At 66.8% G+C, this 26,463-nt stretch carries 20 protein-coding genes; 9 read left to right on the forward strand and 11 right to left on the reverse strand.

The features are described 5' to 3' along the window. Positions 1-39: 39 nt before the first annotated feature. The 7 genes from ABKS89_RS11630 to ABKS89_RS11660 all read right to left on the reverse strand — a co-directional run bounded on the left by ABKS89_RS11630 (position 40) and on the right by ABKS89_RS11660 (position 8,931). The gene (locus ABKS89_RS11630) at positions 40-1,464 is read right to left on the reverse strand and encodes a sigma-54 interaction domain-containing protein (protein ID WP_348589883.1); all 1,425 of its coding nucleotides are present in this window, start codon (positions 1,462-1,464) and stop codon (positions 40-42) included. Positions 1,465-1,659: 195 nt separating this feature from the next. Beyond that, positions 1,660-2,562, reverse strand: coding sequence for a hydroxymethylglutaryl-CoA lyase (locus ABKS89_RS11635; RefSeq protein ID WP_348589884.1), 903 nt, complete (start codon positions 2,560-2,562; stop codon positions 1,660-1,662). A gap of 178 nt (positions 2,563-2,740) precedes the next feature. Next, the gene (locus tag ABKS89_RS11640) at positions 2,741-4,702 is read right to left on the reverse strand and encodes an acetyl/propionyl/methylcrotonyl-CoA carboxylase subunit alpha (protein ID WP_348589885.1); all 1,962 of its coding nucleotides are present in this window, start codon (positions 4,700-4,702) and stop codon (positions 2,741-2,743) included. Beyond that, positions 4,702-5,514 carry a gamma-carboxygeranoyl-CoA hydratase gene (locus ABKS89_RS11645; protein WP_348589886.1) on the reverse strand — a complete coding sequence of 271 codons (813 nt, stop codon included), beginning with the start codon at positions 5,512-5,514 and terminating at the stop codon, positions 4,702-4,704. The genes ABKS89_RS11640 and ABKS89_RS11645 overlap by 1 nt, the downstream gene beginning before the upstream one ends. Positions 5,515-5,524: 10 nt before the next feature. Next, positions 5,525-7,132: a carboxyl transferase domain-containing protein gene (locus ABKS89_RS11650; RefSeq protein WP_348589887.1), complete on the reverse strand. Its 1,608-nt coding sequence runs from the start codon at positions 7,130-7,132 to the stop codon at positions 5,525-5,527. Positions 7,133-7,307: 175 nt separating this feature from the next. Next, positions 7,308-8,471: an isovaleryl-CoA dehydrogenase gene (locus ABKS89_RS11655; RefSeq protein WP_024765596.1), complete on the reverse strand. Its 1,164-nt coding sequence runs from the start codon at positions 8,469-8,471 to the stop codon at positions 7,308-7,310. A gap of 55 nt (positions 8,472-8,526) precedes the next feature. Next, the gene (locus tag ABKS89_RS11660; protein WP_138216245.1) at positions 8,527-8,931 is read right to left on the reverse strand and encodes a MerR family transcriptional regulator; all 405 of its coding nucleotides are present in this window, start codon (positions 8,929-8,931) and stop codon (positions 8,527-8,529) included. A gap of 273 nt (positions 8,932-9,204) precedes the next feature. Here ABKS89_RS11660 and ABKS89_RS11665 point away from each other — a divergent pair, with 273 nt between their 5' ends. From ABKS89_RS11665 to ABKS89_RS11685, 5 genes are all read left to right on the forward strand, one after another. Next, positions 9,205-11,103, forward strand: a complete 1,899-nt coding sequence (locus ABKS89_RS11665) for a sigma-54-dependent Fis family transcriptional regulator (RefSeq protein WP_138216244.1) — start codon at positions 9,205-9,207, stop codon at positions 11,101-11,103. Beyond that, positions 11,103-12,830, forward strand: coding sequence for an ABC transporter ATP-binding protein (locus tag ABKS89_RS11670; protein ID WP_348589888.1), 1,728 nt, complete (start codon positions 11,103-11,105; stop codon positions 12,828-12,830). Before ABKS89_RS11665 ends, ABKS89_RS11670 begins: the two co-directional genes overlap by 1 nt. Then, entirely contained in the window at positions 12,820-13,491 is a 672-nt protein-coding gene (gene qhpE, locus ABKS89_RS11675) for a subtilisin-like serine protease QhpE (protein WP_348589890.1), read from the forward strand. Before ABKS89_RS11670 ends, qhpE begins: the two co-directional genes overlap by 11 nt. After that, complete coding sequence (gene qhpG, locus ABKS89_RS11680) at positions 13,488-14,804, forward strand: flavin-dependent monooxygenase QhpG (RefSeq protein WP_348589892.1); 1,317 nt, start codon at positions 13,488-13,490, stop codon at positions 14,802-14,804. Before qhpE ends, qhpG begins: the two co-directional genes overlap by 4 nt. 63 nt (positions 14,805-14,867) lie before the next feature. Then, positions 14,868-15,395: a DUF3828 domain-containing protein gene (locus ABKS89_RS11685; protein WP_348589894.1), complete on the forward strand. Its 528-nt coding sequence runs from the start codon at positions 14,868-14,870 to the stop codon at positions 15,393-15,395. A gap of 142 nt (positions 15,396-15,537) precedes the next feature. Here ABKS89_RS11685 and ABKS89_RS11690 read toward each other — a convergent pair whose 3' ends face one another. Further along, on the reverse strand, positions 15,538-16,923 hold the full coding sequence (locus ABKS89_RS11690) for an NAD-dependent succinate-semialdehyde dehydrogenase (RefSeq protein ID WP_138216239.1): 1,386 nt from the start codon (positions 16,921-16,923) through the stop codon (positions 15,538-15,540). Positions 16,924-17,067: 144 nt separating this feature from the next. Between ABKS89_RS11690 and ptrR the strand changes: the two genes are divergently transcribed. Both ptrR and ABKS89_RS11700 read left to right on the forward strand, forming a co-directional pair. Continuing rightward, a complete protein-coding gene (gene ptrR, locus ABKS89_RS11695) occupies positions 17,068-17,946 on the forward strand; it encodes a putrescine utilization regulator PtrR (protein ID WP_138216238.1) in 879 nt (292 codons plus the stop codon). Between the two features lie 193 nt (positions 17,947-18,139). After that, positions 18,140-19,066, forward strand: a complete 927-nt coding sequence (locus tag ABKS89_RS11700; RefSeq protein ID WP_348589896.1) for a choice-of-anchor Z repeating domain-containing protein — start codon at positions 18,140-18,142, stop codon at positions 19,064-19,066. A gap of 58 nt (positions 19,067-19,124) precedes the next feature. On the opposite strand, the gene ABKS89_RS11705 is transcribed toward ABKS89_RS11700, so the two are convergent. Further along, entirely contained in the window at positions 19,125-20,666 is a 1,542-nt protein-coding gene (locus ABKS89_RS11705; RefSeq protein WP_138216236.1) for a nucleobase:cation symporter-2 family protein, read from the reverse strand. A 379-nt stretch (positions 20,667-21,045) separates the two neighbouring features. On the opposite strand from ABKS89_RS11705, the gene ABKS89_RS11710 reads away from it, so the two are divergent. Next, a complete protein-coding gene (locus tag ABKS89_RS11710) occupies positions 21,046-21,939 on the forward strand; it encodes a LysR substrate-binding domain-containing protein (RefSeq protein WP_138216235.1) in 894 nt (297 codons plus the stop codon). Here the strand turns inward: ABKS89_RS11710 and ABKS89_RS11715 are convergent. Beyond that, positions 21,933-22,856, reverse strand: a complete 924-nt coding sequence (locus tag ABKS89_RS11715; protein WP_348589897.1) for an MBL fold metallo-hydrolase — start codon at positions 22,854-22,856, stop codon at positions 21,933-21,935. The two genes, ABKS89_RS11710 and ABKS89_RS11715, sit on opposite strands and share 7 nt — an antisense overlap. A gap of 427 nt (positions 22,857-23,283) precedes the next feature. On the opposite strand from ABKS89_RS11715, the gene ABKS89_RS11720 reads away from it, so the two are divergent. Next, entirely contained in the window at positions 23,284-23,976 is a 693-nt protein-coding gene (locus tag ABKS89_RS11720) for a B3/B4 domain-containing protein (RefSeq protein ID WP_348589899.1), read from the forward strand. Here ABKS89_RS11720 and ABKS89_RS11725 read toward each other — a convergent pair. Then, on the reverse strand, positions 23,970-26,381 hold the full coding sequence (locus tag ABKS89_RS11725) for a TonB-dependent siderophore receptor (RefSeq protein ID WP_348589900.1): 2,412 nt from the start codon (positions 26,379-26,381) through the stop codon (positions 23,970-23,972). The genes ABKS89_RS11720 and ABKS89_RS11725 overlap by 7 nt on opposite strands. Positions 26,382-26,463 lie beyond the last annotated feature (82 nt).

The raw sequence follows: 26,463 nt of genomic DNA on the forward strand, positions 1-26,463 counted from the left end.
CTCGTTTTTGAGACTTGTCTCTTTTTCGGGATTGGTGGGTCAGGATTGCAGACCCAGCGCCGCCATCTTCTTGTACAGGGTGGAACGGCCCAGTCCGAGGCGCTGCGCAGCCGCGTCGACATTGCCGGCCTGTTCGGCCAGGGTATTGGCGATCAGCTCGCGCTCGAAGGCATCCCGTGCCGCGTAGAAATCCTGCCCTTCGCCCAGCCTGGCTGACGGCGCTGTGGTGCCGGCCGGCAGCGGTTGCAGTTCGCCCAGCGCGGAACGCAGGGCGGCGGCGTCGATCTGCGGGCGGTCGCCCAGCAGCACAGTGCGTTCCAGCAGGTTGCGCAGTTCGCGCACGTTGCCCGGCCAGGCGTGCCGGGCGAGCAGGGCGAGGCCGCCGGTATCCAGTTCGAAGAGGGTCTGGCGGTCGTCGCGCAGGCCGTCGAGGATGGCTTCGCAAAGCGCCGGCAGGTCTTCCAGGCGCTCGCGCAGTGGCGGAATCTCGATGGGCAGGACGTTGATGCGGTAGAACAGGTCGGCGCGGAAACGCCCCTCGCGCACGGCGGCGTCGAGGTCGATGGAAGTGGCGGCGATCAGGCGGACGTCGCTGCGCAGCATCTCATTGGAGCCCACCGGCTCGAATTCCTTTTCCTGCAGCACGCGCAGCAGCTTGCTCTGCAGGGTCAGCGGCATGTCGCCGATCTCGTCGAGGAACAGCGTGCCGCCCTGGGCGATCTGCAGCTTGCCGGCGCGGCCCTTGCGGTCGGCGCCGGTGAAGGCGCCCGGCGCGGTGCCGAAGAACTCGGCTTCCAGCAGGGTCTCGGGGATGGCGGCGGCGTTAAGGCTGACGAAGGGTTTGTCCGCACGGGGCGAGGAGGCGTGGATGGCATGGGCGAGCAACTCCTTGCCGGTGCCGGTTTCGCCCAGCAGCAGGATCGGCGCCTCGCTGGCGGCCCCCCGGCGGGCGCGCCGCTTCACTTCCAGGCTGGCCGGGCTGGTGCCGATGAAGTGCGCGAAGCTGTACTTGGCCTGGCGCGCCTGCAGCAGCGAGCGGGTCGAGGCCAGCTCGGCCTGCATGCGCTGGTAGCGGGTCAGTAGCGGCGAGAGCGCGCGCAGTTCGTCGAACAGGGCGAAGCCGATGCCGCCGATGACAACGCCTGAATCGTCGCGGATCGGCACGCGCATGACCACCAACGGGTCCTTGGCCATGTCGAGGATGTCCAGCAGCATCGGCCGGCCGCTGCTGACCACTTCGCGCATCAGGCTGCCGGGGATCACCTGTTCCACCGGGCGGCCGACGGCCTGCTCGGCGCTGTCCAGGCCGAAGCGCTGGGCGTAGCGCTGGTTGATCCAGACGATGCGCGCCTCGCGGTCGACTATCACCGTGCCTTCGCTGAACTGCTCGAAGATCTCGAACAGCGAGCGGATCGCCAGTTGGCGAACGCTGGGGTAGTCCTTGAGGCTGTCGTTATCGGTCATCGGTGGGCCGTGCGCGAAGAGGGCAGAGGGCGCACTGTACCGGGATGTGAGAACGGGGTCAGTAGCGGTGAATGGGGGGGAATTTCGTAGGAGCGGCCGGCCGGGTAGGGCGGATAACGCCAAAGGCGTTATCCGCCGATGGTCTGGCGGCGGATAAAGTGTTCCGCTTTATGCGCCCTACGGTCTGCGCCGACTTCAGCGCTTGGACAGCTGCGCCTTGGCTACGCGCGAGCCGTTGGGCTTGTCGAGCACGGTGCAGATGCGCTGGCCGGCGTCGATCAGTTGGTCCAGGTCGATGCCGGTGTGGATGCCCAGGCCGTTGAGCAGGTAGAGGACGTCCTCGGTGGCGACGTTGCCGGTGGCGCCCTTCGCGTAGGGGCAACCGCCGAGGCCGGCAACCGAGCTGTCGAACACCGCGATGCCTTCCAGCAGGCTCGCGTAGACGTTCGCAGTGGCCTGGCCATAGGTGTCGTGGAAGTGCCCCGCCAGTTGCGCGCGCGGCACGCGCTGGCCGACGACTTCGAACATGTGCCGGGTAGCGCCGGCGGTGCCGACGCCGATGGTGTCGCCCAGGGAGACTTCGTAGCAGCCCATGGCGTGCAGTTCCGCGGCGACGGCAGCAACCTGTTCCGCGTCCACCTCACCCTGGTAGGGACAGCCGAGCACGCAGGAGACGTAGCCGCGCACGCGCACGCCGTGCTGGCGCGCCGCTTCCATGATCGGGACGAAGCGCTCCAGGCTCTCCTTGATCGAGCAGTTGATGTTCTTCTGCGAGAAGGCCTCGGAGGCGGCGGCGAATACCGCGACTTCTTTCACCTGGGATTCCAGCGCGGCCTCGAAGCCCTTCAGGTTCGGCGCCAACGCGGCGTAGGTGACGCCGGCCTTCTGCTGGATGCCGGCGAAGACTTCGGCCGAGCCGGCCATCTGCGGCACCCACTTGGGCGAGACGAAGCTGCCGACTTCGATGTAGCTCAGGCCAGCGGCGGTGAGGTCGTCCACCAGGCGCACCTTGTCGGCGACGGCGATGGGCTGTTTCTCGTTCTGCAGGCCGTCGCGCGGGCCGACTTCGACCAGGCGGACGGATGGGGGCAGGGTCATGGAATGTCCTCGTTGGGTTCACGCGAAGGGCGGTGCTTTCTGCAGGAGCGAGCTTGCTCGCTCCTGCAAATGCGGCATCAAGCGGAAGTCGTGTAGGGCGCATAAAGCGGAACGCTTTATCCGCCGTTGTCTGGCGGCGGATAACGCTGGCGCGTTATGCGCCCTACAAAAGCCGGCGTCAGGCCGACGCTTCTTCCAGTTCCACCAGCGCCGTACCTTCCGACACCAGTTCGCCTTCGCTGCAATACAGCGATTTCACCACGCCAGCGTGCGGCGCGCGAATGCTGTGTTCCATCTTCATCGCTTCGAGCACCACCAGTGCGGCGCCGGCTTCGACGCTCTGGCCGGGTTCGACCAGGATGCGCACGATGCTGCCGTTCATGGGCGCGCCCAGGCCACCCTGGTGCGAGTGCGCGGCTTCGGCCTCGGCGATGGGGTCGAAGCGTTGCACACTGACCAGCTCGCCGTTCCATTCCAGATAGAGGCTGTCACCACGGCGGATCACCTGGTGGCGGCGACGAACTTCACCGTCTTTAACCTCCAGCCACTGACCGTCCAGCCTGGCGATACGCTGGTCGTCGGCATGACGCAGGCGCACTACCTGGGATTCGCCCTTGGCCAGCAGGTGGAGGTCGGTTTCCCCCGGCAGGCCACTGCGCCAGCCGCTCTGGGCAGACCACGGCGAATGGGCGTCGTCGCCACGCACGCGGGCGGCTTCGCTCTGCACCCAGGCTTCGGCGGCGAGCTGCCAGAAGCGCTCGGGCAGGGCGGTGGGAGCGGGCAGCAGAGTGTCCTGGTAGCGGCCGATGAAGCCGGTATCCAGCTCGCCCTCGGCGAAGGCCGGGTGGGCCAGTACGCGGCGCAGGAATGCCAGGTTGGTCTTGAAGCCGCCGACGGCGGTTTCGCCGAGCATCGACAGCAGGCGCTGGCGGGCTTCCTCGCGGTTCTCACCCCAGGCGATCAGCTTGGCCAGCATCGGGTCGTAGAACGGCGAGATGTCGTCGCCCTCGCGGATGCCGCTGTCTACCCGGCGGCCGGGGCCGGCAGCGGGTTCGCGATACAGCGCGAGGTGGCCGCTGGCAGGCAGGAAGCCGCCCTCGGGGTCTTCGGCGTAGAGGCGCACTTCGATGGCATGGCCGATCAGCGGCACCTGTTCCTGGGTGATCGGCAGCGGCTCGCCACGGGCAACGCGAATCTGCAGGGCGACCAGGTCGAGGCCGGTGATGGCTTCGGTGACCGGGTGCTCCACCTGCAGGCGGGTGTTCATTTCCATGAAGAAGAACTGGCCGCTGCCTTCGTCGTAGAGGAACTCCACGGTGCCGGCGCCGACGTAGCCGATGGCCTGGGCGGCGCGCACAGCGGCCTCGCCCATGCCCTGGCGCAGTTCCAGGGAGAGGCCCGGAGCCGGCGCTTCTTCGACCACTTTCTGGTGACGGCGCTGGATCGAGCAGTCGCGCTCGTTGAGGTACAGGCAGTTGCCGTGCTGGTCGGCGAATATCTGGATTTCCACGTGGCGCGGCTTGGTCAGGTACTTCTCCACCAGCATGCGCGAGTCGCCGAAACCCGACTGCGCTTCGCGCTGGGCGGATTCCAGCGCCTCGGCCAGTTCGGCCTCGCGCTCGACCACCTTCATGCCCTTGCCACCACCACCGGCAGCGGCCTTGAGCAGCACCGGGTAGCCGATGCGCTCGGCCTCGCGCTGGAAGGTTGCGTAGTCCTGAGCCTCGCCGTGGTAGCCGGGTACCAGTGGCACGCCGGCGGTTTCCATCAGTGCCTTGGCGGCGGACTTGCTGCCCATGGCGTCGATGGCGCTGGCCGGCGGGCCGAGGAACACCAGTCCGGCCTCTTCGCAGGCGCGGGCGAAGCCGGCGTTCTCCGAGAGGAAACCGTAGCCGGGGTGGATGGCCTGGGCGCCGGCGGCTTTTGCGGCGGCCAGTACGGCGTCCGCGCGCAGGTAGCTTTCAGCGGGTTTGGCGCCGCCCAGGTCGATGGCGATGTCCGCCTCTTCGACGTGGCGGGCGTTGCGGTCGGTGGCGCTGTGCACGGCCACGGTGGTCAGGCCCAGGGCCTTGGCGGTGCGCATCACGCGGCAGGCGATCTCGCCGCGGTTGGCCACCAGCAGGGTATCGATCTTCTTCATCAGACTTGCTCCTGCCAGGCCGGTTTGCGTTTTTCCAGGAAGGCGCGCAGGCCTTCCTGCCCCTCGGGGCTGATGCGGATACGGGCGATGGCGGCTTCGGTGTAGCGGCGGCGCTCGGGCGTGAGTTCGCCAGCGCCGATTTCATGGAACAGCGCCTTGCAGGCCACCAGGGCAGCCGGACTGTTGTTCAGCAGGTTGGCGATCCAGGCATCGGCTTCGTCATCCAGGTCGGCGGCCGGGTAGTGCTCGTCCACCAGGCCGAGTTCGCGGGCGCGCAGGCCACTGAAGCGTTCGGCAGTCATGGCGTAGCGGGTGGCGGCACGCTGGCCGATGGCCTTGGTGACGAACGGGCCGATGGTCGCGGGGATCAGGCCGATGCGCACTTCGGACAGGCAGAACTGCGCGTCCTCGGCGGCCAGCGCCATGTCGCAGCAGGCCACCAGCCCGACGCCACCACCGAAGGCCGCGCCCTGCACGATGGCGAGGGTCGGCTTGTTCAGCTGGTGCAGGTTGTAGAGCAGTTCGGCGAGCTGCTGGGCGTCGTTGAGATTGCCCTGGTAGTCCAGCTGCACGGATTCCTGCATCCAGGCCAGGTCGGCGCCGCCGCAGAAGTGCCGGCCGCGGCCGCGCAGCACGACCAGGCGCACGCGCTCGTCGTTGGCCACGGCAGCCAGCGCCTGGATCAGCTCGGCGATGGTCTGGGCGTTGAAGGCGTTGTTCTTCTCCGGGCGGTTCAGCCAGAGAGTGGCAACGCCGCGCGGGTCGATATCGAGCTCGATGTTCTCGAAGGAGAAAGTCTGATAGTCGGTCATGGCAGCGGCCTTACATGCGGAAGACGCCGAAGCGCGTGGCTTCGACAGGCGCGTTGAGCGAGGCGGAGAGGGCCAGGCCGAGCACGTCGCGGGTCTGCGCCGGGTCGATGACACCGTCGTCCCACAGGCGCGCGCTGGAGTAGTAGGGGTGACCCTGGCGCTCGTACTGCTCGAGGATCGGCGCCTTGATCTTCGCCTCGTCCTCGGCCGACAGCGCGTTACCGGCGCGTTCGGCCTGCTCGCGCTTGACCTGGGCGAGCACGCCTGCGGCCTGCTCGCCGCCCATCACGCCGATCCGCGCGTTGGGCCACATCCACAGGAAGCGCGGGTCGTAGGCGCGGCCGCACATGCCGTAGTTACCGGCGCCGAAGCTGCCGCCGATGATCACGGTGAACTTCGGCACCTGGGCGCAGGCCACCGCGGTGACCAGCTTGGCGCCGTGCTTGGCGATGCCGCCGGCTTCATACTTCTGGCCGACCATGAAGCCGGTGATGTTCTGCAGGAACACCAGCGGAATGCCGCGCTGGCAGGCCAGTTCGATGAAGTGCGCGCCTTTCTGCGCGGCCTCGGCGAAGAGGATGCCGTTGTTGGCGAGGATCGCCACCGGGTAGCCGTGCAGGTGGGCGAAGCCGCACACCAGGGTGGTGCCGAACAGCGCCTTGAACTCATCGAATTCGCTGCCATCGACCAGACGGGCGATGATCTCGCGCACGTCGAAGGGCTGCTTGCTGTCCACCGGGATCACCCCGTACAGCTCGTCGCTGGCGTACAGCGGGGCGCGCGGGGCGAGGGTGTTGAGCTTGCCCTGCTTGGTCCAGTTGAGGTTGGCGATGCAGCGGCGGGCGATGGCCAGCGCGTGCTCGTCGTCCTCGGCGTAATAGTCGGCCACGCCGGAGGTCTTGCAGTGCACGTCGGCACCGCCCAGGTCCTCGGCGCTCACCACTTCACCGGTGGCGGCCTTCACCAGCGGCGGGCCGGCAAGGAAGATGGTGGCCTGGTTGCGCACCATGATGGTCTCGTCGCTCATGGCCGGCACGTAGGCGCCGCCAGCGGTGCAGGAGCCCATCACCACGGCGATCTGCGGGATACCCTGGGCGCTCATGTTGGCCTGGTTGAAGAAGATCCGGCCGAAGTGCTCGCGGTCGGGGAAGACCTCGTCCTGGCGCGGCAGGTTGGCGCCGCCCGAGTCCACCAGGTAGATGCACGGCAGGCGGTTCTGCTGGGCGATGGTCTGGGCGCGCAGGTGCTTCTTCACGGTCAGCGGGTAGTAGCTGCCGCCTTTCACCGTGGCGTCGTTGCCGACGATCATGCATTCCACGCCTTCCACGCGGCCGATGCCGGCGACCACGCCAGCGGCGGCGACGTCTTCGCCGTACACGTCATGGGCGGCGAGGGCGGAGACTTCGAGGAAGGGCGAGCCGGCGTCGAGCAGGCGGTTGATGCGTTCGCGCACCAGCAGCTTGCCGCGCGCGGTGTGCTTGGCCTGGGCGGCGGCGCCGCCGCCTTCATGGACGCGGCCGAGGACGGCGCGCAGGTCCTGGACGTTCTCCAGCATGGTCGCGGCGTTGGCGGCGAAGTCGGGAGAGCGCGGGTTGATCTGGGTGTGCAGGATGGCCATGGTTGGCTCCATCAGGTTGAGCTGGGCGCGGGGGCTTTCCCCTCACCCCGACCCTCTCCCGGAGGGAGAGGGGGCGCAATCGGAACGCTGGGATTTCAGCCGGCACCGCCCGGTTCCCTCTCCCTTTGGAGCGGGGCGCGCAGCCAGGGTTAGGGTGAGGGTGCTTTCCGGCTGATCAGCGGGTCTCGTTGAACAGCTCGCGACCGATCAGCATGCGGCGGATTTCACTGGTGCCGGCGCCGATCTCGTAGAGCTTGGCGTCGCGCAGCAGGCGGCCGGTGGGGAACTCGTTGATGTAGCCGTTGCCGCCCAGGATCTGGATGGCGTCCAGGGCCATCTGGGTGGCGCGTTCGGCGGTGTAGAGGATCACCCCGGCGGCGTCCTTGCGGGTGGTCTCGCCACGGTCGCAGGCCTGGGCCACGGCATAGAGGTAGGCGCGGCTGGCGTTGAGCTGGGTGTACATGTCGGCGACCTTGCCCTGGATCAGCTGGAACTCGCCGATGCTCTGGCCGAACTGCTTGCGGTCGTGGATGTAGGGGACGATCACGTCCATGCAGGCCTGCATGATGCCGATCGGGCCGCCGGCGAGGACGACGCGCTCGTAGTCCAGGCCGCTCATCAGCACCTTCACGCCGCCGTTGACCGCGCCCAGGACGTTCTCTTCCGGCACTTCCACGTCATCGAAGAACAGCTCGCAGGTGTTCGAGCCGCGCATGCCCAGCTTGTCGAACTTGCTGCCACGGCTGAAGCCTTTCCAGTCGCGCTCGACGATGAAAGCGGTGATGCCGTGGGCGCCTTTCTCCGGCTCGGTCTTGGCGTAGATGACGTAGGTGTTGGCGTCCGGGCCGTTGGTGATCCAGGTCTTGCTGCCGTTGAGGACGAAGCGGTCGCCGCGCTTCTCGGCGCGCAGCTTCATCGACACCACGTCGGAACCGGCGTTGGGCTCGCTCATGGCCAGGGCGCCGATGTGCTCGCCGCTGATCAGCTTGGGCAGGTACTTGGCCTTCTGCTCGGCGTTGCCGTTGCGCTTGATCTGGTTGACGCACAGGTTGGAGTGCGCGCCGTAGGACAGGCCGACCGACGCCGAACCCCGGCTGATCTCCTCGATGGCGATGACGTGGGCCAGGTAACCCATGTTGGCGCCGCCGTACTCCTCCGCGACGGTGATGCCGAGCAGGCCCATGTCACCGAACTTCTTCCACATGTCCATGGGGAACAGGTTGTCGGCGTCGATCTGCGCGGCGCGCGGGGCAAGTTCGCTGGCGACGAAGCCCTGCACCTGCTCGCGCAGCATGTCGATGGTTTCGCCGAGGCCGAAGTTGAGGGAGGGGTAGCTCATGGGGTCACCTGTTGTACTTGTAATCGGATGAGGGAGAGCGGGCAGGGCGCCGAGGTCAGCTCGGGACGCGCTGCTTGCGGGGTTTGTCGGTCTCGGCCATGGCCGCCAGGCAGCGCTCCTCGGCCGTGTCCAGTTCCAGTTTCATCTGCTCGATGTCGAGCAACTGCTGTTCCAGCTGTGCGCGGCGCGCGGTGATCTTGTCGAGGAAGGTCTGCAGCTGCCTGGTGTTGCCGCTGCTGGGGTCATAGAGGTCGATCAGCTCCTTGCACTCGGCCAGCGAGAAGCCGATGCGCTTGCCGCGCAGGATCAGCTTCAGCGCCACCAGGTCCTTCGCGCTGTAGACGCGCTCCTGCCCACGGCGCTCGGGGCTGAGCATTTCCTGCTCCTCGTAGAAGCGGATGGCGCGGGTGGTGACGTCCAGTTCGCGGGCAAGCTCGGAGATGGTGTAGGTCGTGGCCATGGGAATGCTCTTGCTAGGTCGTTTACCTTTACGTTAACGTAAACCTGCCTTGAGTCACTGTCAACACAACTCGCAGGCGGCCCGGCAAAGGGACTGGAAAGGGAAGTGCGACGGGGAGTGGCGCGGGAATTGCCTGCTGCTCCCTACTAGACTTTCCTACCTGGGGCTTCCCCTTTACTGACGCCGTCTGCGGGTGTACACAGCCCTGACCAGCCTGCGAGTTCCGCGCCCCGACATCCCTGAAAAGGGGCACGGAACCTACCGGAGCGATGCATGACTACAAGAACAATAAGCAGCGACCTGCTGCGCGAAGCCCACCTGGCCCGCGAACGCCTGCAACAGGAAGGCGAAGTCCCCAGCGGCGTGCTCCGCGAGGAAATCGACGCCTCCTGGCGGCGCAGCGTCGGCCATGGCCTGGACTGCGCCAGCGGCACCGAGCACGGCCTCGATACGCGGGTGAAACCCGACGTGCTGCTGGCCGGCAACCGCCTGCTGCTCGACGCCGCCACCCCTGAACTCGACTACCTGCAACAGCGCCAGGGCCATGATGGCGTGATCATTCTGGCCAACGCCGACGCCACCATCCTCTCTGTCGAAGGCGCCCGCGAACGCATGCAGAGCAAAGGCCTGGCCGACATCGTCCAGGGCGCCTGCTGGAGCGAAGCCTCGCGCGGCACCAACGCCCTGGGTACCGCGCTGGTGGAAAAGCGCGCTACACAGATTGACTGCGGCGAGCACTTCCTCGATCGCCTGAGCCGCTTCTCCTGCACCTCGGTGCCCATCGAAGGTCCGCAGGGCACGCTGCTCGGCGTGCTCGACATGACCCGTGAGGGGCCGCTCTCCGGCCCGCGCGAAAGCCTCTCGCTGCTCAGCCTCGCGGTGTTCCAGATCGAGGCGCGGCTGTTCGCCGTCAGCCATCCGGGGCAGGTGGTGATCGCCTTCCATTACCGCCGCCAATACCTCGATTCCGCCTGGCAGGGCCTGCTGGCGCTGGGGCTGGACGGCAAGGTGCTGGCCGTCAGCGGCCAGGCCTGCCAGTTGCTCGGCGCCCACCGCGAAAGCCTGGTGGGCCGGCGCAGCGAAGACTTCCTCGGCCTGCGCGGCGACCAGTTGCTCGGCCGCCTCTACCAGGGCGGCGTCGGCAGCCTGCAGACGCCCAAGGGCGAGCTGTTCTACAAGACGCTGCAGGCGCCGCTGCGCAGCCACGCGGTGCCGGTCAGCGCCCGCGCACCGCGCCCGGCCGCCGGCCCCGAACTCGAAGCCCTCGCCGGCAGCCACCCGCGCTACGCCCGCGCCCTGCGCATGGCGCGCCAGGGTCTGGTCAATGAGTTGCCGGTACTGCTGCTGGGTGAAACCGGCAGCGGCAAGGAAGTGGTCGCCCGCGCCCTGCACCAGGCCAGTGCGCGCAGCGACAAACCTTTCGTTGCGGTGAATTGCGCGGCGATCCCCGAGGGCCTGATCGAATCCGAACTGTTCGGCTACCGCGACGGCGCCTTCACCGGCTCGCGGCGCGGCGGCATGGTCGGCCGGCTGCAGCAGGCCCACGGCGGTACGCTGTTCCTCGACGAGATCGGCGACATGCCATTGGCCCTGCAAGCGCGCCTGCTGCGCGTGCTGCAGGAGCGCAAGGTGGCGCCGCTGGGTGCCGGCGAGGAGCAGGACATCGACGTCGCGCTGATCTGTGCGACCCACCGCGACCTGAAGCGTCTGGTGGAGGAAAAGCAATTCCGCGAGGACCTCTACTACCGCGTCAACGGCATCAGCGTGAAGTTGCCGGCGCTGCGTGAGCGCGACGATCTCGCCGAGCTGGCCACCGGCCTGCTGGCGCGCCTGGGCGCTCCCAAGGTGAAGCTCTCCGCCGAGTTGCTCGGCCTGCTGCGCGAGTACCACTGGCCGGGCAACATCCGCCAGCTGGAGATGGTCCTGCGCACCGCGCTGGCCATGCGCGAGGAGGGCGAGGAGGAACTGAGCCTCGACCACCTGCCCGACAGCACCCTGGACGAACTCGCCGCCGGCGAGCGCCCGCAGAGCGGCAGCATCCGCGAGAACGAACTGGAGCTGATCCGCCAGGCGCTGGAGCGCCATCAGGGCAACGTCTCCGCCGCCGCCGACGCACTGGGCATCAGCCGCGCCACGCTGTACCGCAAGCTCAAGCAACTCAAGGTGGGCTGATGTTCTTCACCCGCCTTATCGACAGCGACGACCCGCAGCAACTCAAGGCCTCGCTGCGCTGGCTGTACGGCTTCGTCAAGCCGCACAAGGCAGCCATCGCCGGGCTGCTCGGGTTGTCGTTCTGTGCCTCGATCCTGGTGCTCGCACAGCCCTGGCTGACCAAGACGCTGATCGACGACGGCCTGCTGGCGAAGGATTTCCCGGTGCTGGTGATGGTGGCCGGCGCGATGATCGTCGTCGGCCTGGTCGGCACGGCGTTGTCCGGCCTCAACCGCTACCTGCACACGCGCCTGTCCGGGCGCATCCTGTTCTCCCTGCGCGACGCGCTGTACCGCCACCTGCAGACGCTCTCGCCGAGCTTCTTCGGCCGCCGCCGCATCGGCGACCTGATGTCCCGGCTCGACGGCGACGTCGCCGAGATCCAGCGCTTCGCCGTGGACTCGCTGTTCTCCGCCGTCTCCAGTGTGATTGGCCTGGTTGGCGCGCTGGTGTTGCTGCTCACCCTGTCATGGAAACTCTCGCTGCTGGTGGCGCTTCTGATCCCGCTGGACGTGCTCTGGCTGCGCTGGATGCGGCGCAAGGTGGAGCGCGAGGCGCGCGGCCTGCGCGAGCGCTCGGCGGACCTGTCGTCGTTCTTCGTCGAGACGCTGCCGGCGATGAAATTCATCCAGTCCGCCGGCCAGCAAACCCGCGAATCCGGGCGTCTGGAAGGGCTGGGGCAGGGCTACCTCGGCCAACTGCTGCGCCTGCAGCTCACCGAGTTCTTCACCCAGGCGGTGCCCGGTACGCTGATGTCGCTGTCCCGCGCCTGCGCCTTCCTGGTCGGCGGTTACTGGGTGGTGCAGGGCACCTGGCAGCTTGGTTCGCTGATCGCCTTTTCCACCTATCTGGGCATGGCCATCGGGCCGGTGCAGAGCCTGCTCGGCCTGTACGTTGCGCTGCAGCGCATGACCGTCAGCCTCGGCCGGGTGATGGAACTGCGCGGCGAGGAAGCGACCATCGTTTCACCCGCCACGCCACGGCCGATGCCGGCGGTGGGCGAGCTGCGCCTGGAGAATCTGCACTACGCCTGGCCGGGGCGCGCGCAAGCGGTCCTGCAGGATGTCCAGGCAGTGATTCCCGCCGGCCTCAAGGTCGCCCTGAGTGGCCCGTCCGGGGTCGGCAAGAGCACCCTGATCGATTTGCTGCAACGCTTCTACGACCCCGACCAGGGGCGCATCCTGCTGGACGGCGTGGACCTGCGCGAACTTGACCTGCAAGCCTTGCGCCGGCGCGTGGCAGTGGTCAGCCAGGACATCGTGCTGTTCCGTGGCAGCCTCGCCGACAACCTGGCCTACAGCGCGCCCGAGTCGAGCCGCGAGGCCATCGACAGGGCCGCCCGCGCGGCGCAGCTGGACAGCCTGATCGCCAGCCTGTCCGAAGGCCTCGACAGCCCGCTGGGCGAGCGCGGCCAGCAGCTTTCCGGCGGGCAGAAGCAACGCATCGCCATCGCCCGCGCACTGCTGCAGGACCCGCTGATCCTGGTGCTCGACGAAGCCACTTCGCAGGTGGACGAGAGCACCGAGCGCGAGGTGATCGCGGCCATCGACCAGTTGTTCGCCGGGCGCACGCGCCTGTTGATCAGCCACCGCACTTCGACCCTGGCCGCCGCCGACCTGCACCTGGAATTGCAGGATGGGCAGATGCGTGTGCGTGAGGCGCAGCCGGTGCAGCACCATGAGGCCTGAACTGCGGGTTGGCGTGGTCGACAGTGGTTTCGCTGACTCCCAGTCCGCGAGCGTCAGCGGTGCGCGGCGGTTCTTCCTGACTGACGACGGTCACGCTGATGACGAGGCTGCGGCGGATGCTTTGGGCCACGGTAGCGTCGTCTGCGAAGCCATTCTTTCCCATGCACCGGAAGCTCGTCTGTGCGTCGCCCAGGTCTTCGATGAGCGTGGCGTGACCAGCCCGCTGCAGATCGCCGCCGCGCTGCACTGGCTGGGCGAGCAGGGAGTGCGGGTGATCAACCTGAGCCTGGGCGTGCGCCAGGATCGGCCGATCCTGCGCGAAGCCGTGACGGAGCTGATCGAGGCCGGCGTGCTGGTCTGCGCGTCCAGTCCGGCGCGGGGCGAGCCGGTGTTTCCGGCGAGCTACGCGGGGGTGATCCGGGTGACTGGTGATGCCCGTTGCGGCGAGGGCGAGTGGTCCTGGCTGGACAGCCCGCAGGCCGACTTCGGCGCGGCGGTGAAGGTGGGCGGGCGCTCCGGTGCGAGCCTGGGCTGCGCGGCCTTCAGCGGCCATCTGGTGGCTTTGCTCGCGCAGTGGCCGGAGTTGTCGAATGTGCAGCTCGTCGAGGTGATGCGTGCGCGGGCGGCTTTTCGTGGGGTCGAACGGAAGGTGGAGTTGTGAGTGGCAAGCCTGTGCTGATCCTCGGCGCCGGCCCTGCCGGAGCGGCGGTCGCCCTCGGCCTGCGCCGCCTGGGCCATCCCGTTATCGTGATCAGTGAATGGCGCCGCTTCGCCGCCGTGGAAGGCGTGTCCCAGCGCGTGCTGGAAGGTCTGCGCAATTCCGGCCTGAAGCGCGCGCTGGAGTGCGCCGCGCCGCCGTCGCAACGGCGCGTGCAGTGGAACAGTGTGGAAAGCGCGCAGAACATCGAATGCGTCCTCGATCGCCCGCGCTTTGATGCCGGGCTGCGCGAGGACCTGAAGCAAGCCGGTGTCGAGCTGATCGAAGCGCAGGTGCTGGCCGTGGCGGAAGATGGTTCCGGCTGGCGGGTGAAGCTCGAAGGCGGGCGGGAAGTGCAGGGTGCCTTCCTGGTCGAGGCCCGGGGCCGGCAGGCGCCGCTGAGCCAGAAGGGCAGCAAGGCCCGGCGCGGCCCGGAAACCCTCAGCCTGCTCAACCGCTGGCAGGGTGAGCCCGGCTCGTTGGCTACGGCGGTGGAAAGCCTGGCCGACGGTTGGGCGTGGATGGCGCGGCTGGAGGACGGCCGCTGCTACTGGCAGCTCACCCTGGATGTCGCGAGCAGCCAGTTGCCGCCCCGCGAGCAGTTGCTGGATTACTGCCGCGAGCGCCGCAATGCGTCGACGCTGGCCCGGCAATTCTTCGGCGATGCCGCCGAACGCGAACTGGACCTGCACGCCCGCAGCAGCACGGCGATCCTCTGCCTGGAAGCCTGCGGCGACAACTGGATTCGCGTGGGCGATGCAGCGATGGCGGTGGACCCGCTGTCGGGCAATGGCATCTTCCAGTCGTTGTCTTCGGCGCTGCAGGCGCCGCTGGTGATCAACACGCTGCTGCGTGCGCCGGAGCGGGCGGCATTGGCCCGGCGCTTCCATCAGCAGCGCGTCGAGCAGCTGTTCCTGCGCTTCGCCCGTGTCGGCCGCGATTTCTACGCCAGCGAAACGCAGTGGAGCGAGCTGCCGTTCTGGCAGGCCCGTCGCGCCTGGCCGGACGAACAGCCGAGCCACGTGCCGGCGGACTTCGCCAGCCTGCGCATCGAGCGCGCCCCGGTGCTGAAGGGCGAGTTCGTCGATGAGGCGGAAGTGGTGGTCAGCGCCGACCAACCGCTGGGCATCTGGCACCTTGACGGGCTGGAGCTGGCGCCCTGGCTGCGGCGGCTGCGCGCTGAGCCGGAGGCCCAGGTACTGGCGGACCTGCCGCCGGAGCGCCGCCGGGCCTTCCAGGGCTGGCTGCTATCCCAGGGCTATCGGCCGCAGCTTTAACCACATCACGGATTTTCGAGGCGGTACTGGGTGATGATGCCCGGCTGCCCGATGGAGAATCCCATGGCCTTCCTGCGATCCGCTTTCGCCCTGTCGCTGATCCTGCTGACGCTCTTCGATACTTCACTCGCGGCTTCGACGTCGGCGACCGATAGCGCCAGCGCGGAGCGCTTCCTGCGCCAGCTGTACGCCAGCTATACGCCAGATGGCCCGGGTGTGCCGAACAAGACGCTGAAGGAAGAGGACGTCTACGACGCCTCGCTGATCGCGCTGATGAAGGCCGACCAGGATGCCGCCGATGGCGAGTTGGGCTACCTCGGTGGCGACCCGTTGTGCGATTGCCAGGACTGGGGCGATATCAAGGTGAAGTCGCTGGCGTTCACCCCGGTGGACGACGAACGCATCAAGGCGCGGGTGGTGCTCAAGGATGCACTGACGGGGGAGGACCGCGATCTTGGCCTGCTGCTGCATCGCACGGCTGGCGGTTGGCTGGTCGAAGACTGCTTCAACGAGCAGGGCAGCTTGGCCGAGAATCTGCGGCATAGCACCCGGGAGCTTCTGCAGCTGAAGAAGGGCGCTGCCAAACCCTGACGTACATTGTAGGAGCGCGCCATGCGCGCCATGCGCGCGATCGCGGGCATGGCCCGCTCCTACAGTTGATGCACCGATGCGGACGTTCTGCCTCGTACGCAATAAAAAAGGCCCCTCGAAGGGGCCTTTTTTGTGGGGCGACTTACTTGCGGTCGATCCACACGGTCTGCGGGTTGGTGAACTCGCGCAGGCCGAAGTGCGACAGCTCGCGACCGAAGCCGCTCTTCTTCACGCCGCCGATCGGTACGCGGGGATCGGAGGCGGAGAAGCCGTTGATGAACACGCCACCGCTGACCAGGCGACGGGCCATGTGCTGGGCCTTGGCCTTGTCGGCAGTCCAGATCGCGCCGGAGAGGCCGAACTCGCTGTCGTTGGCCAGCTCCAGGGCGTGCTCGGCGTCACGGGCGACGATCAGCGAAGCGACGGGGCCGAAGATTTCCTTCTTGAACGCGGTGTTGCCCGGCTTCACGTCGGCCAGCACGGTCGGTGCGTAGTAGTTGCCTTCGCCGTCGAGCTTGTGGCCGCCCAGCAGCAGGGTGGCGCCATCGGCGATGGCCTGCTGTACTTGGCCGTCCAGTTCGTCGCGCAGGTCGAAGCGGGCCATCGGGCCGACGAAGGTGTCGTCCGCCAGCGGGTCGCCGATCTTCAGCGCCTTGACGGCGGCCAGCAGCTTCTCGGTGAAGGCCGGGGCGATGGATTCTTCGAGGATCATGCGCTTGGCGGCGATGCAAACCTGGCCGCAGTTGCCGAAGCGGCTGGCGACGGCGGCTTTCACGGCGGCGTCGAGGTCGGCGTCGGCGAGCACGATGAAGGCGTCGGAACCGCCCAGCTCCAGCACGCACTTCTTCAGCGCGGCACCGGCCTGGGAGGCGATGGCGGCGCCGGCACCGACACTGCCGGTCACGGCGATGGAGGCGATGCGGTCATCGGCGATGGCCTTGGAGACCAGCGGCGGCTCGACGTTCAGTACCTCGAACACGCCTTCCGGCAGGCCGGCCTGCAGCCAGGCGTCGCGCAGCTGATAGGCGCAGCCCATGACGTTCGGCGCGTGCTTGAGGACGTAGGTGTTGCCGCCCAGGATGATGCTCACCGCGCCACGCATGACCTGCCAGGTGGGGAAGTTCCACGGCATCACGGCCAGGACCGGGCCCAGCGGCAGGTAGGAGATGTACGCGCCTTCGATGCTGGTCTTCTCGTCTTCGAGCATGGCCGGGCCGTTGTCGGCGTACCACTCGCAGAGGTTGGCGCACTTGTTGATTTCGCCGCGGGCCTGGGTGACCGGCATGCCCATTTCCTGGGCTTCCATGCGGGCCATCGGCTCGACGTTGGCACGCAGGACTTCGGCCATCTTGCGCAGCACGGCGACACGTTCGGCGATGCTGGTGTCGCGCCATTGGCGGAACGCGGCATCGGTGCGGGCCAGCGAGGTTTCCAGCTGGGCGGCATCTTCGAAGGTGTAGCGGGCCAGTTCCTGGCCGGTGGCGGGGCTGCGGGAGATGGCAGCGGGGATGGCGGCGATCTGGTTCATGGTGAGTCCTGCTTGTTCTATGGGGAGGCGCAAGGCCGGTCGTTCGTCCGGGCGGGGTGGCTCCGGGATGGCGCAGAAATTAAGATGCGCAACCATTCATGTAAAATGAATAATCAAGAAAGGCTCTTTCTCTCGGAGAGAATCATGGACCTCACCCAGCTGGAAATCGTCCGCGCCGTCGCCAACGAGGGCAGCATCACCGCCGCCGCGGCCCGTCTACATCGGGTGCCGTCGAACCTGACCACGCGGATCAAGCAGCTGGAAGCGGAGCTGGGCACTGAGCTGTTCATCCGCGAGAAGCTGCGCCTCCGTCTGTCGCCTACCGGGCGCAGCTTCCTCGAGTACGTCGAACGCATCCTCGATCTGGTGGAAGAGGCCCGTCAGGTGGCGGTGGGCGCCGAGCCCCATGGCGGCTTCTCCCTGGGCTCGATGGAGAGCACGGCGGCGGTGCGCATCCCGGAAATGCTGGCGCGCTATCACCAGCAGTGCCCGAAGGTGCAGCTGGACCTGTCCACCGGCCCCTCGGGCGAGATGATCGACGGCGTGCTCTCCGGCCGTTTCATCGCCGCCTTTGCCGACGGCCCGGCCAACCACCCGCAGCTGGACGGCAAGCCGGTATACCGCGAGGAGCTGGTGCTGATGAGTGCCAGGCACCACGCGCCGGTGCATGACGCGCGGGACGTGGCGGGGGAGACGGTGTTCGCCTTCCGCGATACCTGCTCCTACCGCAAGCGCCTGGAAGGCTGGTTCGCCGAGCACCGCGTGGTGCCGGGCAAGATCATGGAGATGGAGTCCTACCACGGCATGCTCGCCTGCATCGCGGCGGGCGGCGGCGTGGCGATCATCCCGCGGGCGATGTTCGAGAGCCTGGCCGGCGGGCGCAACGTGGCGATCCACCGCCTGGCGCCGCAGCATGCCGACGCGACGACCTGGCTGTTCTGGCGGCGTGGCACCGATACGCCGGCTTTGCGGGCATTTATCGGATTACTGGACGCGCCCCTGCCCGAGGCCGAAGTGGCCTGAGCACGGGCCTTTGCGCGCGCTGTTTCGCCGGCGTTACGTAACGCCCCCGAGACAGCGGTTAAAAATTCACCAGGGCCTCTTGCAGCGGCTTGGCGCTGCGCTAACGTGAATTTCTCTGTTCGTCGTGCGAAGGCGGGAAACACCCTTCGCGGCAGGGCGTTTTTCCCGCTGAACCTTCTGCCCGGAGCGCATGATGGAGACACGCAGCAAGAGACGACGCGCCAATACCCTGCAGATCACCCTGATGGGCGCTGGGCTGATGCTCCTCGCCCTGGCCCTCGCGGTCGCCCTGGTCAGCCTGTGGCCGCAGTCCTACCCGCAATTTCCTCGCGCCGGCGCAGTCGGTGACCCTGGCGTGCAATGCCTGATCGGCTGGTGTCCGGGCCCGGACGCGCGGCTGCTGGTAATGGTCATGGTGGCCGGCGCGCTGGGCAGTTTCGTCCATGTCGCGAAGTCCTTCGGCGACTTCGTCGGCAACGACCGCTTCATGGCCAGCTGGATCTGGTGGTACCTGCTCAAGCCCTGCATCGGCATGGCGCTGGCGCTGATGCTCTACCTGATCGTACGCGCGGTGTTCCTCACGGTGAGCGCCGCCAGCGACCCGGCCAGCGTCAATCTCTACGGGCTGATGGCCATGGCCGCTCTGGTGGGGATGGCGTCCAAGCAGGGTACTGACAAGTTCGCCGTCCTCCTGGATGCGCTGTTTCGCACCCGCCATCCGGCCGGTGACGCGCGGCGCAAGGATCCGCTGGAAAACCCCCTGGCCGTCATCACCGAAGCACAGCCACCGGTCCTCGATGCCCAGTCGCTCTACGTCACCCTGCGTGGCAAGGGTTTCAGCCGTGGAGCGCGGGTGCAGGTGAATGGAAAGGAGCGCGAAACGTCGCTGGCCGACAGCTCGCGCCTGGCCTTCCAGCTGTTGCCCGAGGATGTGGCCGTCGGCGGCAGCCTGGCCGTGGTGGTGGTCAACCCGCCGCCGGGTGGCGGGCCTTCTGCGTCGCTGATGCTGGAAGTGAGCGCACCGCCGCAGGCCGAAGCGGAGTCAGAGCCGCTGCATGCCGATCCGGTGGCGATGGTGGTGGCCTCGGCCGAAGAAGATTCGGCGGTGGCGCTGCACTGAATCGCAAAAATGAAAAAGGCCCCGGAAGGGGCCTTTTTCATGGGCGTCTGACTTCGCGTCAGGCGCTGCTGTTCACCGTCTCGCGCTTCACCGTTCTGGCGGTGGGCGCGTGGTGCTCATCGTGATCGTCACCAACCACCTGGACCTCGTTGCCTTCGGCGTCGTACAGCTTGCCGTTCTGGAAGTAGTCACCCTCGTTCAGCGCGGCGATGTCGCGGTAGCGCAGGGTGCGCTCCTCGGCGGCGACGAACACCGATTGCTGGTTGGAGTTGCCGGTCTTGAGGTGGTTGAACAGCAGGTTGAGACCGATGGCCATGATCGCCGCCGAGCTGATGCCCGAGTGGAAGATGGTGGCGAACCAGCTGGGGAAGTGCTCGTAGAAGCTGGGCGCGGCGATCGGGATCATGCCGAAGCCAATGGAGGTGGCGACGATGATCAGGTTCATGTTGTTGCGGTAGTCCACCTTGGACAGCGTGCGGATACCGCTGGCCGCCACGGTGCCGAAGAGCACCACGCCGGCGCCGCCGAGTACGGAGGAGGGCACCGCAGCGATCACCCGGCCCATCACCGGCAGCAGGCCGAGGGTCACCAGGATCAGGCCGCCGGTGGCGACCACGTAGCGGCTCTTCACGCCGGTCACGGCCACCAGGCCGACGTTCTGGGCGAAGGCGCTCTGGGTGAAGGAGCCGAAGATCGGCGCCAGGATGCTCGACGCCATGTCGGCGCGCAGGCCGTTGCCCAGGCGCTTGGAGTCGACCTTGGTGCCGATGATCTCGCCGACGGCGAGGATGTCCGCCGAAGTTTCCACCAGGGTCACCATGATCACGATCAGCATCGAGATGATGGCGGCGATGTGGAAGGTCGGCAGGCCGAAATGGAAGATCGATGGGAAGGCGACCATCGGGCCTTCGGCCACGCGGGAGAAGTCGGTCATGCCCAGGGCCGCGGCGACGACGGTGCCGATCACCATGGCCAGCAGGATCGACAGGCGCGAAATGGATGCGTTGCCCAGCTTGCTCAGCAGCAGGACGAACACCAGGGTGAGGGCCGCCAGGCCGATGTTGGCCATGCTGCCGAAGTCCGGCGCCTTGGGGTTGCCGCCCATGGCCCAGCGCGCCGCCACCGGCATCAGCGTGAGGCCGATGGTGGTGATGACGATGCCGGTGACCATCGGCGGGAAGAACTTGGTGATGCGCGAGAACACCGGCGTGATCAGGAAGCCGATGAAGGAGGCTGCCATGACTGCGCCCAGAACAGCGGGCATGCCACCGCCTTCGTAGCCGCCGCCGAGGATGGCGATCATGGTGGCGACACCCGCGAAGGATACGCCCTGCACCAGCGGCATCTGCGAGCCGAAGAAGGGAAGACCGAGGGTTTGCAGCAAGGTGGCGAGGCCACCGGCGAACAGCGAGGCGGCGATCAGCAGGCCGATCTCGCTGGGGGAGAGCCCGGCCGCCTGGCCGAGGATCAGGGGCACGGCGACGATACCGCCGTACATGGTCAGAACGTGTTGCAGGCCGTACGCCAGGTTGGCGCCGATTCCGAGGTTCTCGTCTTCCGGGCGTGCTCCGGCGGACGCTACAGCTGAACGATCATTCATGGCTGAGGACTCGCTTGTTTTTGTTGTGGGGCCACTGTAGACAAAGTCCGTGGTGAATATCCACTGTTTTGTATACATGTTTGCGGTCGATGGTCCGGAATCTGACCGGTCGGTTATGTGTATTTTTAGGATTGATGGCTCTGCAATCGGCGTTCTGCATGAAATCCTGACCCGGAGTGCCTTGCACGAAATGTGTGCATGTTTGAATACAAAAGCACCAGTTGGCTGCATGCAAAGCTTCGAAAGGTTCTTGCTGGCCACCGGTACACAGGTCATCGCAAATTGTGGGCCAGCGGTGTGCCGTGCTCGCCGTTCTCCCCGGCGAAGGCTGCTCCTGCTATAACCGTCCGCCTTGGTTTTCGTCGGATTTCGAAAAGACATGGCCCTCCCACCGCTGCACAGTTTCAGGGTGTTCGAAAGCGTGGCCCGCCTGGGCAGCCTGGCTGCGGCTGCCGTCGAGCTGCACGTCACCACGGGCGCGGTCAGCCAGCAGGTCAAGGCGCTGCAGGCCAGCCTGGGCGTGGAGCTGTTCGAGAAGCGCGGCCGCCAGCTGGCGCTGACCGACAGCGGCCGTGAGCTGCAGAAGCGCGTGGCCAGTGCCATGGGCGAGATCACTGAGGCCGTCCAGGCATTGCAGGCGGGAGTCCGGCCGGAAGAGGAAAGGGTGGATATCTGCCTGTCGATCCCGCCGGCCGAAGGCGTGGAGTGGCTGACCCGGCCGCTGCTGCGCTTCATGGAGGAAACGCGCTCGGTGCGGGTGAGCGTGATCACCGCGCCGGGGATGCCGCAGGTGGACTGGCGCCGCGCCGACGTGGCGGTGATCTACGGCACGCCACCGTGGCCGGGTGTCTGGTGGCGCCTGCTGCATGGCATCCGCATGACGCCGGTGTGCAGCCCGCAGTACCTGCGCGGGCCGCTGGCCATCGTCGAGGCCGCCGACCTGGCGCGGCACCGCCTGTTGCACGAGGACGATGGCAGCCAGTGGCAGCAATGGCTGGCCGAGGCTGGATACAGTCGGGGTGGCGCCGAGGACATCCATTTCGAGGATTTCGGCATGGTCCTGCAGGCGGCGCGCGATGGCTTTGGCGTGGCGCTCAGCGATGAGACGGTGTCACAGCGCGACCTCGACGAAGGCCGGCTGGTGCGCCCGTTGCCGATCTCGGTGGCGGCGGTGCACAACTACTACGTGGTCTGCCCCGAGGCGAAGCGCGAACGCCCGGAGGTCCGGGCGTTCGTCGAGTGGTTGCTGTCGATCAGCGAGCCGGATCAGTAGCCGTAACCGCGCCCATCGGTGAACTGGATGTCGGTGAGGATGCTGATGTCCTTCTCCACCTTGTACAGCTCCGAGCTCCTGATCAGCTCCGGGTCGCTGAAGGCTTCGCCCTTGGCGTGGCCGGCCTGGATCTGTTGCATCTTGTCGCGCACCGCGACGACGTCGGCATAGGTCATGGCCGGCACCTTGCTCGGGTCTTCGTCGGCGTGGGCGCCATAGAGGGTGGTCTGCGGGTTGATCACCCTCAGCGTGGAATCCAGCGAAGCCACGTAGTCCTTGAGGTTCCCCGCCAGCAGCCAGGATGGATAGAGGTGGTCGCCGGAGAGCAGGATGTTGTGCGCCTCATCGAACAGCGCCACTTCGTCCGGCGTGTGGCCGGGCATGCTCAGCAGGCGCAGCTTGAGGCCGCCCAGGTCGATCACCTCGTCGGGCTTCACCAGTCGCGAGACCTTGAAGGGCGCCAGGGTCATGTGGTCGATGTTGCCCAGGTAGACCGGCTCGGGCACCTGGTAGAGGCCATCGGCGCGGCGGAATTTCGCGGTGAAGGGCGTATCCACCAGGTAGATGCTCTGGAAGTTGTGCAGCCCGCCCAGGTGATCGAAGTGCAGGTGCGAAGGCAGCACTGACAGCGGCTTGTCGGTGATCTGGCGGGCGACCTGGGTGATGTCTTCCTTCTGGTTGGCGCCGGAGTCGAACATCAGCGCCTGGTTCGCACCTACCAGCAGGTACGAATAGTTCTTCTGGTAGTAGTTCGGCTCGCCGATGGCGTAGAGGAAGTCCGTCAGCTTGTGTACCACGAAGGCCGGCTTTTCAGCCTTGGGGGCTTCGGCCTTGGGTGCTTCGGCGGCGGTCGTGGCGAAGGGCGCGCCGAGGAGTGTGGTGGAAGCCAGGGCCAGGGCTTTGATCAGCGTGCGCATGGGGCGCGAACCTCTTTCTCGTTGTTGTCGGGGCGGCGGGTTGTCCGCCGGTCCATCTCAGCGCTGGCGAGGGCGTACTTCAATGCACGATTTCTGCGGCCCGACAGTTCAGTTCAGCTAAAGCCTGGCGGAATTAGCAAAGATGATTTTCGCTGTTCCGCATAAGCAGAGCTAATCCTTCATTCGGGGATTTCATGGCAGCGATGTCGCCATGCCGGTAGAACTGTGCGGGTCGGGCGCGCCGTTCGTGCCCATTCCCACTGTTTCCGGAGCTATTCCAATGAAGTCCAGATGGACCGCCTTGCTGTGTGTGCTGAATATCCTTTCCGTCGCCTGGGGCGACTACAACAAACGCAATTTCGTCCGCCGCTGAGGCAGGCAACTCGAGAGCCCGAATCACCCCGTATCACCGTACAAGGATTTCGCCATGCAACCCGTTACGCCTTGGATCGATCCCGCCATCGCCGCCATCGCTCCCGGTTTTCGAGCCCTGAGCATCACCGTGGAAGCCGCACCGATTCTCCATCCGGAGGTGGCGGAGCAGGCCCTGCAGCGAGCCTGCGCGGCACTGGCGGCGGGCCAACCGGCCTGGGGCGACGCGCACCTGGCGGCCTGGGCCGAAGTGTTCCGCCGCTTCGGCGCCAAGCCCCAGCGCACGCCCTGTTCGGCGGAAGCGCTGCGCAAGCGTGCGCTGCGTGACGGCAGCCTGCCGAGCATCGATCCGGTAGTGGACCTGTACAACGCCATCAGCGTGCAGTTCGCCATTCCGGTCGGCGGGGAAAACCTCGCCGCCTACGCCGGTACTCCGCGTCTGGTGATCGCCGAAGGCAGCGAAACCTTCGACACCCTGAAGGACGGTGCGCCGGCCCATGAATCACCCGACACCGGCGAAGTCATCTGGCGCGACGACGTCGGCGTCACCTGCCGCCGCTGGAACTGGCGCCAGGGCGTGCGCACCCGCCTGGATGCCAAGGCGCAGCGCATGTGGTTCATCCTCGAAAGCTTGCCGGAGATGCCGCTTGAAGCCCTGCATGAAGCGGGCAACCAGCTGGTTTCCGGGCTGTTGGAGATGATGCCGGACGCACGGGCCGAAACGCTGTTGGTTGGTGCCGCTCAGTAGCTGTACCGCGCCGTGATCGCGAAGTTTCGTGGCTCACCGTAGAACAACCCACCCCAGTTGTTCGAGGTGGGGATGGACTGGTAGTAGACCTTGTCGAAGACGTTGTTGAGGTTGTACTGCAGCTCCAGTTGGCGGGTGACCTGGTAGTTGGTGTGCAGATTGACCAGGGTGTAGCCGCCCTGGTGGATGTCGTAGGCCGCGGCGCTGGTGTAGGTCTCGCTCTGGCTGAAGACATCGCCGCCCACGCGCCATTGCGCCAGCGCACCGGGCAGGCGGTAATCGCTGGAAACCTTCAGCAGCCGGCGTGGCAGGCGGGTGTTGTAGTCGTTGCCCTTGCTGGCGCCGCCTATGTACTCCGGGTCGCTGTAGGTGTAGCCGAGGCTGACATTCCAGTCCGGCAGCGGCATGCCCGAGACCTCCACTTCGAAGCCGCGATTGCGCACCTTTCCACCCTCGCGGTAGCACACGCCGGCGCCGGTCGGGCCGCAGACACGCGGGCCGTCGATGGCTTCGGCCATGTGCAGCAGGTCGGCCTGGAACAGTGCCAGCGAGGTGTTCAGGCGGCCGTCGAAGTACTCGCCCTTGATCCCGGTTTCGTAGTTCTCGCCCTCGATGGGGTCGAGCAGCTTGTTGCCTTCGCCATAGCTGCTCTGGGTTTTGTAGATCTGCGTGTAGCTGGCGTACAGCGAGTGGTGCTTGTCGAGGTCGTAGACCATGCCGGCATAGGGGATCAGCCGGCCTTTCTCGCGGTAGCGGTCGCTGCTGGTGGGGTTGGAGATTTCGTAGTCCGACCAGCTTACGCGGGTGCCGATGATCAGGCTCAGCGGGTCGCTCAGGCTCAGCCGGGTGGCAACGTACAGGCCCTGTTCCTTGCGCGTGTTGTCATAGCGGCCGACGCTGCCGTAGTTGATGTCCGGCGCGACGATCTGCGCGCGGTCGAAGTCGGTGATGTTCACCGTCGGGGTGTTGCTGGCGTTGTGGATGCGGTAGTCGAAATCATCGCGCCGGCTGTTGGCGCCGAGCATCAGCTGGTGCTCGCGACCGAACAGCTGGTAGGGGCCGGTGGCGAACAGGTCGAGGCCCAGCTGCTGGTCGTCGTAATCGGTCTTGGAGATCGGCAGGCGAAAGTTGTCGCCCGCGGTGCGCGCAGGATACGAGGACAGGAAATTGGAATCGGACCACAGGCTGTTCCAGGCCAGGGTCAGCTTCCAGTCGTTGTCGAAATAGTGGGTGAGGTCGCCGAACAGGTTGTAGTTGGTCTTGTCCAGGTAGGCCCACTTGCCGGCCAGCGATGTGGAGCGCGACAGTGGGTAGAAACTGCCGTCGGCGCGGGTGTTCAGGCCGCCCCAGTCGTAGCCGTTGTTGCGGTCCTGCTGGGAGGTGAAGCCCAGGGTCAGCACGGTGTTGTCGGTGAGATCCGCCTCGCCGATCAGGTAGAGCAGCTGATTATCGCGTGAGGCCGCGTCGCGAAAGCTGTTGGCAGTGTTGTAGTAGGCCACCGTGCGGCCGCGCAGATGGCCGTTGTCGCTGAGCGGTCCGGACACGTCGAGCTGGGCGCGGTAGTTGTCCCAGGAACCGGCACCCAACTCGGCGCCCAGGCGGAAGTCGCGGGTCGGGCGCTTGCGCACCATGTTGATCGCCGCCGAGGGATTGCCAGTGCCTTGCAGCAGGCCGTTGGCGCCGCGGACGATTTCCACGCGGTCGTAGATCGCCATGTTGGAAGTGGACATGGCGTCCAGCGAATAGGGCTCGGAGATGCTGCTGGGCAAGCCGTCGAACTGCAGGTCGGTGACTTCGAAGCCGCGCGCGTAATAGGTCGAGCGCTCAGTGCCGGTCTTGGTGTAGGTCAGGCCGGTGGCGGTGCGCGCCACGTCGTCGAGGTTCTGGATATTCTGGTCGTCCATCTTCTGCCGGGTCACCACGGTCACCGACTGTGGCGTCTCGCGCAGGCTCAGGGCCATACGTGTGGCGGTATTGGTCGAGCCGGTGGTGTAGGAGCCGCTGTTCTCGGTGGTTGCGCCCATTGCTTCGCCTTGCACGGTGGTGGCGTCCATTGCCATCACGTCGTTGGCCGGAGCCTTCTCGATGAGGATCGCATCGCTCTCCTGGCGACCCCGCAGACCGCTGCCCTCCAGCAGCCGGCGCAAGCCGTCTTCGATGCTGAAGTCGCCCTGCAGGCCGGCGCTGCTGCGCTGGGCGACCAGGTCGCTGGTGAAGATCAGCCGGCTGCCGGCCTGTTCGGCGAAGTGGGTGAGGGCGGTGCCCAGCGGCCCGGCCGGAACGCTGAAGTGGCGGGTGGCGTGGATGGCGTCGCTATCTTGCGCGCGGGCCAGGTCGAGCACCGTGAGGTTCAGTGCGCTGGCGATGGCGAGGCCCAGTGCGCCCCGGCGGATCAGTTGCTGCATGCGTTCCCCTTGCCGAAATCGGCTGAATGAAAATCAGTCTCGAGGGGGAAAGACGCTGGGGTTGAAAAGTCCGACAGTGACC

The sequence above is a fragment of the Pseudomonas sp. LABIM340 genome (assembly GCF_040017195.2).
In the GTDB taxonomy this organism is placed as follows: domain Bacteria; phylum Pseudomonadota; class Gammaproteobacteria; order Pseudomonadales; family Pseudomonadaceae; genus Pseudomonas.